Genomic DNA, 16,219 nt, shown 5'->3' on the forward strand with positions numbered 1-16,219 from the left:
AATTTATGTTGTTCCTGGTTTTACAATTTGATCTTATTTTTTAAGGCTTAATGTGCCTGTGCGAGTGGTGCTATTTCTTCTTGCAGGTTTGGCGTTAGTTTGGTCATTTTTAGAATCAAAACGGCCTTGTTTGACATGCTTAGCAAAATCACGCTTTTTATCGTTTTCTTTGTAAGGCGTGCGTGCTTGTTTCGGCTTGCTGATATTCGCAGATTGTTTGTTCTCATCCACTGATAACTCTTCGGTTTTGCCCGAGTCGGCAATCGAATTATTAATCTCAGCCATTTCTTGCTCAGTTAAATGGCGCCACTGGCCAACATTTAAGCCTTTTAACGTGACATTCATAATACGTACGCGTTTTAAGGTGACCACTTCATAGCCCAAGTACTCGCACATACGACGAATTTGACGATTCAAACCTTGCGTTAATACAATAGTAAATTGTTGCGGTCCTGTTTGTGTAACTTTGCATTTTTTCGTGACTGTATCTAAAATTGGTAAACCACCTGCCATCTTATTCACAAACTGACGATTTAATGGCTTGTCGACTGTAACAACATATTCTTTTTCATGATTATTGCCAGCACGAAGAATTTTATTGACGATATCCCCTTCATTTGTCAGAAATATCAACCCTTCTGATGGCCGATCTAAGCGACCAATTGGAAAAATACGATCTGGGTAGTTAACCGCTTTGACGATATTACTTTGAATTTTACGCTCAGTTGTACAGGTTATACCAACGGGTTTGTTGTAAGCGATGTACGCCCGTTTCGGCACTTTCTTCAGCGGCTTACCATCAATCAGTACCGTGTCAGACAATGCTACTTTGACACCCATTTCCGGTCGTATACCATTGACAGTAACACGACCATCTTCAATATATTTATCCGCTTCGCGTCGTGAACAAAAACCGGTGTCACTAATAAATTTATTTAATCGTTTTAAGTCTGTCATGAGCCAAATTCACATTAATTTTAAAGGCCGATATTGTATACCCAAACCACCTTAAGATGCGAGCGCAGTTGAATTTAAAAGCGATTTAGACAAGGCACAGATTGCAAACAATAGAAGCCACTTGTTAAAATTAATCACGCAGTATAAAGCGCTGTTAAACCAACTATTAGCCTTTTCACAGCAAGCACCTAATTGGTTTGTTTATACTTAAACGATTGCTCTGTTTTACGGTATGTAGGTTTGCGCTAATTTTAACCTACAGTGACAGAGAAAAAATTACCACACTATTTACAGTAGCTTCAACTCAAGCAGCATTTGTATACTTTCGCCAAATAAATTCCATTGGACCTTGCTTAAAATAACGCGAATAAATCACACTAAAGCTAAGTTGAAAAATGACTAAACCACTCACTAATACGTAATATTCTAAATGATTAAAGCTGAGCACCCAGTGCGGATAAAAAACTTTAAACAACACTAACAAGCAAATAGTTTGCATTAGATATAAAGTTAATGCGAGCCTTCCTGCACGCTGCAATGCAATAAAGTGAAAGTCATGTTTTGTCGTCAGCCTTACCACAAAATGAATAATTAATAGGGCTGTGAATAATGCTGCAAACCAGCTTACGGGTTCTTTTAATGCACTAATAAATAAGCTAGATTGATATTCAAAACTGATCCTAATCGCACTTAACAGTAGCGCAATTGCCAATACTCTGATTTTGCTTAATTTAGTTAAACCAGTCTCAAACAGTTTATTTTTATAGCCATAAATACCGAATAGCATTAATCCTGCAGCCATCCACAAAGTGATCAGCGGAAGTGCAATGAGCATCACGATAAACATCACACTATTATTGACAAAAATAGTTAATGCCGATCCTCGTGAAGCATTATAACTTGCTAAAAAATCGGCCGAATCTCGATAGATAGTCAGTGTGGGGTCAACTAAGGCTATCAAAAACGTTATCGCTGCGGCTAGTGATAGAAATTGCCAACCGCGTTTTAATAACATCTCGTCACTCGCATCAAGGTATTGTATGACCAACCACCCTGCGCATGCATAGATAAACAAAATATCACCAGCCCACAACAAAAAGCCATGTAGTAAACCAAACACGGCTAATACTTTTAAGCGTTTTTGCAATTGCTCAACCTGCTGGTAACGCTGCCACTGAATATATAATCCAGCACCAAAGAGTAAGCAAAATAAGCTGCGAAAGCGGCCGTCAATAACACTAAGGCTCACCCATTGAATAACATGATCCGAAAAAGGCGGGGACTGTAATGGTACGTAACCAAATTCAAATAAACCGAAGGAATAGGCATTCATGTACATTAAGCCGAGCACAGCAACACCACGAATAACATCCATATTTTGATTACGCATTATTGAGCTCGACTTGTTAGTTGTGCTTATGTATGTTTGACCAGTCTAGCGCATCTCTATAAAACTTCGGTAGTAAATCACTATTTATGTTAATAAATACAACTGCTTGCTCCATAGCCCACCAGCTACCTGATTCATACGCTTTTACTGTTGCAAGGATATAATACAGGGTGTTTTTTTCTTCCATTAGAGCGTCTTTGATTGGTTCTGGAAATGGTAAACGAAGGAGTAATTGCTCCATTGGGCGATCTAATATTGCATCCAACAACGAAAAAAGACCGGTTAAAAAGGCACTATTCGCTTGCGAAGGCGCTATCTTTTTCGCTATCAGCTCACAAAATCGGGCCCGAATGATACACATTTTGATCAATTCGTTAGGTTTCGTTTGTGCAACGTGAGCGGTGATAATCAAGCTAACAAACTTCTTTATATGATCATGACCTAAATAAACTAAAGCCTGTTTGAGTGACTCTATTTCTTTTTGGACAGGAAACACACCGCTGTTGATCAATCTTAATAACTTAAATGCTAACGCTGTATCTAATTGAAACAATCGCGCAATCGCATTGATATCAGGATGCTCTTTCATAACTTGTGCATAGATGGTCAAGGCTAATGCATAGTTTATATCAATGTCTCTTTGTTGAATGACTACCGGCTTGGCAAAAAAATAACCCTGAAAATAATCAAAGCCCATCTTATGAGCTATTTTAAAATCATCAATAGTTTCGACTTTTTCGGCAAGCAACTTTAGCTTTTTGTATTTTTGCAGCCGTCGAATAAGCGGTTCAATTTGCTGCAAAGGAGTTATTTGAATATCAAATTTGATTAATTTAACAAGTTTTAAAAACCTTTCCCACTTAGGCTCATATACAAAATCGTCAAGTGCTAACACAAAGTTTTTATGAAACAGCGCACGACATAGCTGGTAGTTTTCTTCAGTCGGCTCAATTGTTTCGAGCAACTCAAGTACCACATCTTGCGAAGGCAAAAATGCACATAAATCCATTTTTAAAGAATCAGGACCGATATTTATCAGTGCTTTTTTACCAGAAGTAATATGTCGAGTGCCAAAATTAAGCTGATTTTCCATGATCAGTTTCGCCGTTGCGACACTTTCTTCAATATCCGGAAAATAATTATCACTACTATTACGAAACAACAATTCGTAGGCAACTACATGTTGACGACGATTGAATATTGCTTGGCGCGCAACAAATACTTGCACTTTTTCACCCTTAAACTCGACTATTGATGGTTAGTTACAAAATAAAAAACAATACTAAGTAACTAAATCATAATGTTATTACAATCCATTATAGCTAGTAAGATGATAAATAGCAGTATTAATTATAAAGTTTACTAATATAGTCCTTTGCTACGTGGGACCATGTAAAGCGAGCAGCCTTTGCATTGCTGACAATTTCGACCCATTGTTTAGGTTGTTCTTGTTTCAGAGTAAGAGTATTAGCAAAGCACGTTACTAGCGCCTCGCTTTGTGTTTGTAATGTGTCACCACTAAAACTAAAACCATTTTCCATATGTGTAATGGTATCCTTTAAGCCACCAACTTGGTGCACTAAACAAGGCTGTCCAGCTCGCATAGCTAGCATTTGGCTAATACCGCACGGTTCAAAGGAGCTTGGCATCAAGAATAAGTCTCCTAACTCATACAGTAATTCGCCAACGTAATTACCATAACCCTTTAAAAACAATAGGTTACTATTACGCGCCATGGCGGCTGTCATGACATCTTCAAGAGCCGTGTCACCGGAACCTAAAATTATCATACGTCCTTGCTGTTCATTTAACTTTTCACACAATGCATCAAGCACTTGCTGGTTTTCGTAGGGTTGGCGCAGTAACAAAGCTTTTTGATCGGTTAGGCGTCCAACACTGGTGACTAAAGGCCCTTTAACTGGCTGCTCAATAAACTGCTGTAACCGCTGATGAGCTATATAGTAACTGCTTTGCAGGTTAACTTCTTTAGCCATCCAAGCAAACAATGCCTGCTCTATTTCAAAGTATAATTGTGATAACGTACTGCTTATCTGCGCATTTTGATTGTGCTCAGTGTACTCACAGCCATTTAATATTCCGACGACTTTATTGTTTGCCATCGCATTATTCAAATCGCGCTCTAAACCTTCGCCACCAAAAAAGCCGTTATGCGGTTCACTGGCTTGCAATACTTCTAGTGCGTAGCTTGGAGATACTAAATGTATCTTATCAACTAAATTGATAGCGCTGCGCATCGGATTAAAGCAATGAGGATAACGCGGATCGCATAATACCTCGCCGTTATAACTTAACGCCGGAAACCATGCTTCTAAACTTGAATCATCTCCTTTGAATGGGCGGATCCCTTGCAGTGCAATATTGTGTACTGTAAATATACTACGCAAAGAAGAAAAAGATGCAAACCGATGATCAAACTTTAACAATACCGCCACACACGCACTGTGCCAATCATGCAAATGCAACACATCGGGACGGGTGATAACACCTTGCAATAGCGCTTCACACACTGCAGCATTAAATAATGCAAACTTAGTGGCATCAGTGGCAAAAGGTCGGTCACCATCATCATTACAGTATACAGCGCCATGGTGCTGGCTAAATAACGGATGTGACATTACTAATTGCCTGACTTGCTGCTGATCTACATATACTTGCGACACTTGAACATCATAAATATATCCTGCAAAGGGCACATGGAGCGTGCCTAATTGCACACGCTCTAACGCGGTAAAACCATAATCTGGAATAACCACGTCAACGGTTAAGCCAAGCTCCGCTAATGCTTTGGGACAATCTCGTAGTACATCTGCAACACCACCCACTTTGGCATTTGGTAAAGCGTCATTTTCGGCCGCAACCATTAATACATGCATCTTTTTCTTACTTCCTACAACTGTATGATATTTAAGCTAACTGTTTACTCTCACGCTCTTGGCGCTCAAGCTTTTTGGAAAGTTCTGTGAGCATTTCACGAGTCACTAATACTATGCCCTTTTTAGACACTCTAAAACCATTTTCCTCGTCGACTTTACGATCAAAACCGATTTCAACACCCGCAGGCACTTCACAACCGCGGTCGATAATAGCACGACGAATGCGACAATTACGTTGAATAATTGCACCTGGTAATATCACCGACTCTTCAATTTCACAGTATGAACGAATGTGTACATTAGAAAATAACAGTGATTTACGAACCACCGAGCCTGAAATGATACAGCCGCCTGATACGGTTGAATCTACAGCCATGCCACGTCTGTCGTCATTATCAAAAATAAACTTAGCGGGTGGCAGTTGTTCTTGGTAGGTCCAAATAGGCCAAGTTGGATCGTATAAATCCAGCTGTGGTTCTGGCATCACCAGCTCCATGTTTGCTTCCCAAAATGAGTCCAGTGTACCCACATCGCGCCAATAAGGTTGGCCGTCATGACCAGGCTCTCGAAATGGAAAAGCAAATACATTATGCTCTTCAATAATTGCCGGAATAATATCATGGCCAAAATCACGGCCTGAACCTTCGTTTTCTGCGTCTTTTTTTAGTTGTTCAAATAAGAACTCAGTATTAAATACATAATTACCCATTGATGCTAAGCAAGTCCCCGGACGACCAGGAATTGAACTTGGCATTTTCGGTTTTTCGTCAAAACGACGCACTCGCTTTTCTTCATCTACCGTCATCACACCAAATGTTTCTGCAGCTTCCTCGCAGGGAACTTCTATACAGCACACTGTCATGTCCGCACCAGTTTCTACATGTTTTGCCAATAAGCCACCGTAATCCATACGGTAAACATGATCGCCAGATAAAATCATTACATATTTAGGTAACTCATGACGGATAATATCCATATTTTGGAACACCGCATCAGCAGTGCCGCAATACCATTCGTCACCATAACGCTGTGATGCAGGTAATATCTCTACAGATTCACCCAGTTCCTTTTTAAAATGACCCCATGCACGGTTAACATGGCGGATCAGCGAGTGCGATTTATATTGTGTTGCAATCCCAACACGACGAATACCTGAATTAATACAGTTTGATAGCGGGAAATCGATAATACGATGTTTGCCACCAAAATAAACCGCCGGTTTGGCCCGCCAATTTGTTAATTCATGTAAGCGTGAACCTCTGCCCCCTGCTAAAATCAGTGCGTAGGTTTCTCGTGTCAGACTACTTATGTAGCGATTTGCATAACTTGGCATAATTTATCTCCGTATTAATCTTTGCTATTGCTTACGGCTGTGTCGGCCGAACTAGATGTTGTTAATGCTTCTAAATGCCAAATATCATCACTGTATTGGCTGATCGTTCTATCACTTGAAAAAGTACCACTGGCCGCAGTATTTAAAATACTCATTTGCGTCCAATGCTGTTGATCTTGATAAGCGTGTTCAACAGCTTTTTGAGCTTGTACAAAACTATCAAAATCGTGGGCAACCAACCAAGGATCATGAGGACTTTTGATTGCACCAATAATGTCGTCAAATAAACCAGGTTCGAATAAATTAAAGTGCCCACTTTCAAGTAATTGCATAACATTCAGTAAGTCAGGTGTATTATGAATAATATGTAATGGGTTATAGCTTTGTTTTATTCCTTCAATTTGCTCAGCTTGTGCACCGAATAAGAAGAAGTTATCAGCTCCTACTGCATCGCGAATTTCTATGTTAGCACCATCTAAAGTGCCAATTGTCAGCGCACCATTCATCATAAACTTCATATTACCAGTACCAGATGCTTCTTTACCTGCGGTTGAAATTTGTTCAGACAAGTCTGTTGCGGGGCAAATAGTTTCCATTGCTGTAACATTATAATTTGGTAAAAATGCCACCCGTAAATAAGGCTGAGCAAGTGGATCTTTGTTGATCACATCTGCAACATTATTAATTAGCTTAATAATGCGCTTAGCCATGTAATACCCCGGTGCTGCTTTGCCTCCTAGTAATACACAGCGTGGCACTAAATTGGCGGTATCGCCACGACGAATACGGTCATATAGGTGAATAATGTGTAATACATTCAGTAATTGGCGCTTATACTCATGAATTCGTTTAACTTGCACATCAAATAGCATGCTAGTATCAAATTCAACACCACAACGTGCTTTGACTAAATCAACTAGCCGTTGTTTGTTTTCAAGTTTGACGCTTTGCCATTGTTTATGGAATTTAACATCATCATAATAGCGACGCAGCTGGCTAATTTGCGCAAAATCCCTCACCCAATCTTGACCAATTTTTTCACCAATCAACTGGGTTAGTTTAGGGTTACAATGAGCTATCCACCGCCTTGGCGTTACACCATTAGTTTTATTGTTGAATTTTTCAGGCCACAATTCATAAAAAGTTTTAAACAAACCTTCTTTAAGTAATTCTGTGTGCAATGCTGCTACGCCATTAACTGAAAAACTGCCAACAATGGCTAAATACGCCATTCTTACTTGTGGATCTGAGCCTTCTTCAATTAAAGACAACGCTTGTTGTTTTGCAACATCACCCGGCCATGCCAACGCAACTTGAGCAAGAAAGCGCGCATTTATTTCATAAATTATTTCAAGAATACGCGGTAATAAACGCGCAAATAATGACACAGACCACTTTTCGAGCGCTTCTGGAAGCAACGTATGATTGGTATAAGCCATGGTTTTTGTGGTGATCTGCCATGCAGCATCCCAATCCAAGTCATAATCATCAATCAGCAATCGCATTAACTCTGCAACAGCAATACTTGGGTGGGTGTCATTAAGTTGAAAAACATGAAAATCAGCAAAATCACTAAACTTTTCACCATGCTGTGATACCCATAGACCAACAATATCTTGTAAGCTCGCCGACGATAAAAAGTATTGCTGCCTTAAACGTAGCTCTTTACCATTTTCGCTGCTGTCATTAGGATAAAGTACCATGGTGATTTGTTCGGCAAGGTTTTTATGCGCGACGGCTTCTGAGTAACTACCGGCGTTAAACTCACCTAAATCAAACTCATCAGTGGCTTCTGATTTCCAGAGTCTGAGGGTGTTAACTATGTCATTTTTATAGCCAGGGATCGGCACATCATAAGGGACAGCTAATACATCTTCAGTGTCTAACCATTGTCGATGAATGCGTCCGTTCTTATCAGTATAACTTTCAACATGGCCAAAAAACTTAACACGCTTGGCTTGCTCTGGTGCGCTCAACTCCCATGGATGCCCTTCACGTAACCAATTATCAGGCTGCTCTATTTGATGGCCATTTTCGATTGACTGGTTAAACATGCCGTATTCATAACGAATACCATAACCGGTTACAGGTAATGCTAAACTCGCACAACTATCTAGAAAACACGCAGCTAAGCGGCCTAAACCACCATTACCTAACCCAGCGTCATGCTCTGCTTGCGCAACATGTTCAATGTGAGCGCAATAATTATTAAGTGCAAGTTTGACTTGCTCTTCTAAATCTAAATTTAAAATGGCATTACCTAGTGCTCGGCCCATTAAAAACTCAAGTGATATATAAGCCGTTTTACGACGCTTTTCACTGTGCATTTGCTGTTTTGTTGCTCGACAACGAGCGACTAATCGATCGCGAATTGTCAACGCTAGTGCGTTATACAAATACAGTTGAGACTTTCCGACCTTATCGCGCCCAAGGGTATAATAGAAATGGCGTGATAAATCATCTTCAAGCGTACTTTCATCTATTAAAGGGGCATCTTGCCAACCTTTAGCAACACACATTTGTTCACCATTATTCGCCATTACATTCGTCCTCTAAATTGGCTGTAAAAACCCAACTGCTTTGTGCAGCAACCTCAAACTGTTCTGTATTTTTAACCATTGCTTGATCAACACTGCTAAGCGCTAAACGCCATACCGATAAATCGTGATTAGCAGGTAATTGACATTTAACTGCCACATTACTGGCATTCAAAATAATGAGTAATGCCGTATTTAGTTGTGTATCTTTTAAGCTATACATCAAAAACTGTTTTGAACCATCATGCCAGTCACTTTCTTGCATGGCTTGGCTTTGCTCGGTATACCAATCAACACTAAATCGCTTATCGCTATCGTGTAAAAATACACTGTGTTTAAACACACAGTGTTGCTTTCGTAAGGTCAATACATCGTCAATAAAACGAATGAGGCTGTGGCTACGCTGCGAGTCTTTCCATGCCAGCCAACTAGTGCGGTTATTTTGACAATAAGCATTGTTATTCCCTCCTTGCGAGTGCCCCATTTCACTGCCTGATGACAGCATAGGCACCCCTTTGGAAAGTAGTAAGGTAAGTAAAAAGTTTTTTTGTTGTTGTAACCGCATGGAGGTAACTTTTAAATCATCAGTAAAGCCTTCAACACCGCAATTAAACGAATAATTAGCACTGTGCCCATCGCGGTTTTGTTCACCATTTGCTTCGTTATGCTTTTGTTCGTAACTCACTAAATCGGTTAAAGTAAAGCCATCATGACTGGTTATAAAATTAATACTATTTAATGGCCCACGGTGATTATGATCAAACAAATCAAAAGAGCCATGTAAACGTTTTGCAAGATCAGCCAGCATATTGTGCTGCCCTTGCCAAAAGCGCCTAACAACATCACGGTATTTATCATTCCACTCACGCCAAGGCGCAGGAAATGCTCCCAATTGATAACCACCAGGGCCTATGTCCCAAGGCTCAGCAATTAATTTCACTTGGCTTAACACTGGATCTTGATTGATTGCTTGTAAAAAACTATGGGTTTGGCTAAAGCCATGCGGCGTCCGTCCAAGAATAGTTGCTAAATCAAACCTAAAACCATCAACACCCATTATTTCTACCCAATAACGTAAGCTATCGAGTACCATTTTCAAGCTAAATGGGTCGTCTATATTTAAGGTATTACCACACCCAGTGTCATTGATATAAACTTCAGGGTTATCGTTAACACTACGGTAATAACCAGGGTTATTTAGGCCGCGCCAAGATAACAAAGGACCGTCGCTACCAGCCTCTGCGGTGTGGTTGTAAACCACATCTAAAATCACTTCAATACCCGCTTGATGAAGTTTAGTAACCATTTGTTGAAATTCACCAATTTCATCAGTTACTAAGTAATCTTTATTTGGTGTAAAAAAATTTAATGTATTGTAACCCCAGTAGTTTTGCAGGCCTTTGGCGGTTAAAAACTGTTCGCTAATAAAACTATGTACCGGTAACAATTCTAAAGTGGTTACGCCAAGTGTACGTAAATGCTCTATAAAACTGGGATGGCTCAAGCCCAAATAGGTACCTTGTAGCTGACTTGGAATAGAGGGATGTCGTGCTGTGGCGCCTTTAACGTGACATTCATAAATAACCGTTTCTCCCCAACTATGGCCCGGTTTTTTACCTTGATAAGGCTGCAGCTGTGTGACTTTAGATTTAGGGATATCAATGGCGTTATTTACCGTACTCAAAGTACCTTTAGGCATTTGCCCATAGTGGCGTTCACTCCAGGTAAACTCACCAAATAAATCTTTTGCATAGGGATCAATTAACAATTTTTGGCTATTAAAAAACAATCCTTTTTTAGGTTGATATTCACCTTCTGCGCGATAACCATATAAAGTGCCCATAGCCAGTGGGGTTATATGTAAACTCCATATCCCCCCTTCATTATTATTCATTGCTAACTTTAAAACTTCGGTATGACCACTGGCATCAAATAAACACACATACAACTGTTTAGCCAATGGCGCATAAACGGCAAAATTTACACCGTTTGTTAATACACTGGCTCCCAGCGGAAAAGTTTGCCCTTTATTTAATTCAATCGATAAACTCATCAGCCACCCTTTTTAAATAAACCGTCGCAAGCGCTGGCAGTGAGAGTTTAATACTATGTTGATGCCCGTGGCATGGAGTTGCTGTACTAGTTGTTTTAGCTGATTGCCCACACACTTGTACTCCAGAACCAAATAACTGTTCATCATCGGTATTTAAAATTACTTCAAATTCACCTGAGCTTGGCACACCAATACAATAATCATGATAAACCGTTGGTGTGAGGTTACTTACCACAACCACGTAATTACTGGCTTTCTTAGCAAAGCGAATAAAACTAAAAATACTCTGTTGAGCATTTTGATTATCGATCCAGCTAAAACCTGACGGTTCAGTATCTAGCTGATGTAAAGCTGGAACTTCGCGATATACTTTATTGAGCTGCGCGATAGTTCGTTGCACACCTTGATGCGATAGATGCTCAAGCAAATGCCAATCAATTGATTGATCATGATTCCACTCGCTACGCTGGGCAATCTCACCGCCCATGAACAGTAATTTTTTGCCCGGATGCGCCCACATAAATGCATAGTACGCGCGTAAATTTGCAAATTTTTGCCAATCATCACCAGGCATTTTTTCAATTAATGAGCCTTTACCGTGCACCACTTCATCGTGGCTCAAAGGTAAAATATAATTTTCACTATAGGCATACACCATCGAAAAAGTTAATTCATGATGATGATGTTGGCGATATAATGGATCGCGTTGCATATAGTGAAGGCTGTCGTTCATCCAGCCCATATTCCACTTGTAGCCAAATCCTAAGCCATCATGATTCACCTGACGGGTAACACCAGGCCACGCTGTTGACTCTTCAGCCACCATCATAATGCCGGGGTTATTAGCATAACAACGTAAGTTAACTTGCTTTAAACACTCAATAGCACCAAGATTCTCGCGCCCGCCAAACTTATTCGGGATCCACTGTCCATCTTCACGACTGTAATCAAGGTACAGCATTGAGGCAACAGCATCGACACGTAATCCATCAATGGCAAATTCTTCTAACCAATACATTGCATTAGCAACTAAAAAGCTGCGGACCTCTGGGCGATCATAGTTGTAGATATAGGTATTCCAATCTGGATGGAAACCTTGACGCACATCGGCATGTTCAAATAAATGTGTGCCATCAAAACGATGCAAGCCATGCGGATCACTTGGGAAGTGGCCTGGAACCCAATCAATGAGTAAACCAATGTTAGCTTGGTGACATTGCTCTACAAAATAACGAAAATCATCCAAACCGCCAAACCGACTCGTTGGTGCAAATAAGCCAACTGGCTGATACCCCCAAGAACCATCAAATGGAAATTCACTGATCGGCATAAGTTGGATATGCGAAAAGCCTTGTTCAGTGACATAATTAATTAACCGCTGTGCTAATTCTTGATAAGTTAAATAACGATCTCCCTCTTCTCGCTGCCAAGAACCTAAATGCACTTCATAGATAGAGATAGGTGCATCAATCGCGTTGCGTTTAACACGCTGACGTTGCATTTTATCAGTTAGTTTAATTGCTGCGGGCCGAGTTTCAAGTACTGAAGCAGTGCCTGGTGCTTGCTGCATTTTAAATGCAAATGGATCAGCCTTTTCGAGCACTTCGCCACTGAGAGTTGTTATAGAAAACTTATAACACTGACCTTCACTGAGCTCTGGAATAAATAAGTCCCAGACTCCAGACGCAGGGTTAAAACGCATAAAGTGTTGGCTTTGCTGCCAGTGATTAAATTCGCCAATAACTGAAACACTGCTAGCATTAGGTGCCCAAACACTAAAACGTACACCTGAAACACCTTTAAAATCAATAAAGTGGGCACCAAGATGGCGATATGCGTGCTCTAATGTGCCTTCATTAAATAAGTACATAGCACTATCATCTAGGCTGCTATCAAAACTATACACATCTTCACAAATAACCTGACAATCGCTGTAATCTACCACTAGCTGATAAGCTGAAATATCTTGATTATCAAGCTGTGCTATAAATAAATCTGAATCACCATAGCGTGTGCTAACAATCATTTGCTGAGGCAGTTTTATCGTTACTTTTGTTGCCCCGGGCATATAACAGCGTATTTCACTGTGCGTGTCAGTAATTGCATGTACGCCTAAAAAACTAAACGGATCTTTAAAACAGCCACGCTTTAAAGCATTAACTTGTTGATCATAGTGCTGTGACTTTGCGGTTTTACGAACAATACTGTTCATTTAATTAGTCCTTATGGAATTAATAGCACTGAGGAATGCACTGTGACGTGTGAATATTTGTTCACTTGAATGCGTTAATACCCGACGCCAATTAGGGTATTCTTGATCCGTTCCAGGAATGTTTACAGGTAACGTTTGCTCATCTAAATCATCGAGCTGGATAGTAAATAACCGCGCTGGTGCAGCGGCCAAGCCTAAGGTCAGCGCCTGATAAACATCACTTGCTGTACTATCTAAAAACAAGGTGTGTGCTGCACATCCTGACAGAAAACGCAGTAGTCGTTGTTTTTCAATATCTCGGTCTGCACGCAGTTGAGTTAACTGTTGTTCATCAATTAATTGATATTTTAATTTCAAAGTAAGATCAAGCCCCTGCCACCAACCAAAGAAAGGCGGTACATCATGGTTTGCAACCATTAACAATGATTGTGGCGCAAATGACTGGGCCGCTAAAAATTCACCTTGATAATCTTTTTCAAAATAGAATAAGCTATTTGAAAATATTGCTTTATCTGCAAGTGCAGCTTTCACCTCTGGTGGAACAACCCCAAGATCTTCACCAATGACAATACATTGATTCAAATGGGATTCTATTGTCAGTACCGCTAATAAATGCTCAAATGGATAATACACATAGCAACCATCTTGTTGCTGTTGATGCTCGAAACACCACCATAAACGGCGAATTGCCATAACATGATCGATACGCAAACCACCGACGTTTTCCATATTTGCACGGATCAATGCTCGGTAGTAGCTAAAATTATTATCACTGAGCTTAATCGGATTCAGTGCTGGCAATCCCCAGTTCTGGCCATGCTCTGCCCATGGATCAGGCGGTGCGCCTACATAAGCAGAATCGGTAAATAACGATTGTTGATTGAGGAATTCGCTACCATCGCCGGCGCAACCCACCGCTAAATCATTGATCAAACCAATACTCATTCCCTGCTCTCGGGCGGTAGTTTGGCATAATTTTAATTGCACATATGCTTGCCATTGCAAGTAGTAAGCAAAGTCGCTGTCAGTAACTTTTAAGGTCGCAAGTGTCGCACCATGTTGTTGACAAAAATCACTAAAGTGTTGTTTGCGGTGCTTACTCCCATGCATACAAAAATGCTGGTATAGCAAGTTAAAGGCTGCGTATTTGAACTCACTCACTGCACTGTAATTAATATACTGCGACTGCAGAGTCCGCTTTTTAAAGTCACTCGCATAGTTGCTTTGTAAATACGCAGTGATATTGGGGTTATTAATGCTGTCATCGCATAAATCAATTGATATATAGAGTGGATTTAATAATGCACGATTATTCGGGCTATATGGACTTGCTCGCTCTGGTTGCTCAGAAAATAATAAATGCAGTGGATTGAGTAAAATATAATCCAGTTTATGACTTGCTGCTTGCTCTGTCAGCGATAATAAATCGGCAAAATCGCCTATCCCTAGTGCTGCATTATTTTTTAAACTGTAAAGTTGAATTGAAAGCCCACTTTGTTTTTTATCCGTCACTTGAAAGCTATATTTAGGTGTCACCCACAGTTGAGTTTCAGCCGTTAAACCTGCAACGTTAATGCTTGCATCATGATAACCAGTAGGCAATGCTGGAAGCGGGAAAATGAGCTCTAAATAAGTGACGTCGTTAAACAAATAATCGCCACTGCATTGTAAATCAGCTAATTGGTGAGTAATGCTGGGCAAATCAAGCTGCGCAAATGAGACTGTACATTGTTGCCCTAACATACGCTTATCAATACGCACTTTAACGGCTGGTTGTTCAGCACATACCAAACTACAATCGGGTACTAATTGCAGCCATTTATTGGCATCTAAGCTGATATTTAAATGAGAAATTTGGGCGTGATCCGTAACATCAACACCACAACAACTGAGTGCCGCACTGCGGGTTGCATCGCTAAAAACCACGTGTTCACCAGTATACTTGGTGTATTCATAGCCAATACCATGTAGATAAAAAAGCTGTGAAAGAGACTCCATTTACCACGCCTTAAATACGTTGTGTATTGACTATGCTATTTTCTGTACCAAAACTGTTTGCTATGTATCCATCGGCATGATGGTCATTGTCCCAAATAGTACCATTAACTAAATACCGAAAATGAAACTGTTGATCGTTCGGTAATCGCTGCTTGAGCTTAAAACATTGTTCTTTTTTATTAAACTTCATTGCAACAGGTTGCCAATCAGTAAATTCAGCGACTAACTGAACTTGCTCAGCCTGAGGATGCTGAAATTCAAATGTTACTTCAGCTTCGTTTTTAGTTTTAAAAAATCGTTTACTTAACATATTGGGCTCCAAACTAAACCTTAAGGTCAATTAATCCTTGCCACAGAAGTGCGTTCAACTACTCAACATACGCAGGGCTGTAAAATATTATTAGTGCGTGTTGACCTTTCAGAGTCAAAATCTTCAACCTTTAGGCTGTGTGTTCGATCGGTATACTACGTTATCGCACAATTTATGTAGATAAAACACTACTATGTGCTCTGTCTAGCATAAAAACCAAACATACTGCGGTAAAAGTAAACTCAAAAAAATAAACACGCTCTAGTTAAACAAAGTTATATTTATGCTTTATGACAGTGCGATTAAATAAACATTGCACCAAATGTGTGCAAATAAAGCAAAAAACACTCACTTTATGATTACCATCTTAATGACAGCAAGAACTAAACCAAGTTAATCACTGTCTGAATTGTGACCTTTAAAGTAGTTAACAAATAACCACTGGTAAAGTGAATTTATTTAATAGTTGAATTGAGTAAACGCTCAAAAAATACTGATAAAATAACATCTAACTGAAAAGACGTTCCTTATTCAG

The 16,219-nt window shown here is 40.0% G+C and carries 10 protein-coding genes; all 10 read right to left on the reverse strand.

What is annotated here, in order from left to right; genetic code table 11:
* Positions 1 to 33 precede the first annotated feature (33 nt).
* Positions 34 to 957, reverse strand: a complete 924-nt coding sequence (rluF, locus tag H5162_RS10295) for a 23S rRNA pseudouridine(2604) synthase RluF (protein ID WP_182731591.1) — start codon at positions 955 to 957, stop codon at positions 34 to 36.
* A 304-nt stretch (positions 958 to 1,261) separates the two neighbouring features.
* Complete coding sequence (locus H5162_RS10300; protein ID WP_257326559.1) at positions 1,262 to 2,347, reverse strand: DUF418 domain-containing protein; 1,086 nt, start codon at positions 2,345 to 2,347, stop codon at positions 1,262 to 1,264.
* Positions 2,348 to 2,363: 16 nt separating this feature from the next.
* Entirely contained in the window at positions 2,364 to 3,575 is a 1,212-nt protein-coding gene (locus H5162_RS10305) for an EAL and HDOD domain-containing protein (RefSeq protein ID WP_182731590.1), read from the reverse strand.
* A gap of 118 nt (positions 3,576 to 3,693) precedes the next feature.
* Positions 3,694 to 5,241: a glycogen synthase gene (locus H5162_RS10310; RefSeq protein WP_182760063.1), complete on the reverse strand. Its 1,548-nt coding sequence runs from the start codon at positions 5,239 to 5,241 to the stop codon at positions 3,694 to 3,696.
* 31 nt (positions 5,242 to 5,272) lie between these two features.
* Positions 5,273 to 6,574, reverse strand: coding sequence for a glucose-1-phosphate adenylyltransferase (gene glgC / locus H5162_RS10315; RefSeq protein WP_145235911.1), 1,302 nt, complete (start codon positions 6,572 to 6,574; stop codon positions 5,273 to 5,275).
* A 14-nt stretch (positions 6,575 to 6,588) separates the two neighbouring features.
* Entirely contained in the window at positions 6,589 to 9,114 is a 2,526-nt protein-coding gene (locus H5162_RS10320) for a glycogen/starch/alpha-glucan phosphorylase (protein WP_145235914.1), read from the reverse strand.
* Positions 9,104 to 11,164, reverse strand: coding sequence for a glycogen debranching protein GlgX (gene glgX / locus H5162_RS10325; RefSeq protein WP_145235917.1), 2,061 nt, complete (start codon positions 11,162 to 11,164; stop codon positions 9,104 to 9,106). Before glgX ends, H5162_RS10320 begins: the two co-directional genes overlap by 11 nt.
* A complete protein-coding gene (gene glgB / locus H5162_RS10330; RefSeq protein WP_182778429.1) occupies positions 11,148 to 13,376 on the reverse strand; it encodes a 1,4-alpha-glucan branching protein GlgB in 2,229 nt (742 codons plus the stop codon). The genes glgX and glgB overlap by 17 nt, the downstream gene beginning before the upstream one ends.
* Positions 13,377 to 15,374: a 4-alpha-glucanotransferase gene (gene malQ / locus H5162_RS10335; protein WP_145235924.1), complete on the reverse strand. Its 1,998-nt coding sequence runs from the start codon at positions 15,372 to 15,374 to the stop codon at positions 13,377 to 13,379. It abuts the gene before it with no gap.
* Between the two features lie 10 nt (positions 15,375 to 15,384).
* Positions 15,385 to 15,684, reverse strand: coding sequence for an isoamylase early set domain-containing protein (locus tag H5162_RS10340; RefSeq protein WP_145235928.1), 300 nt, complete (start codon positions 15,682 to 15,684; stop codon positions 15,385 to 15,387).
* Positions 15,685 to 16,219 lie beyond the last annotated feature (535 nt).

The sequence above is a fragment of the Pseudoalteromonas sp. SR41-8 genome, assembly GCF_014163915.1.
Classification (GTDB): domain Bacteria; phylum Pseudomonadota; class Gammaproteobacteria; order Enterobacterales; family Alteromonadaceae; genus Pseudoalteromonas; species Pseudoalteromonas rhizosphaerae.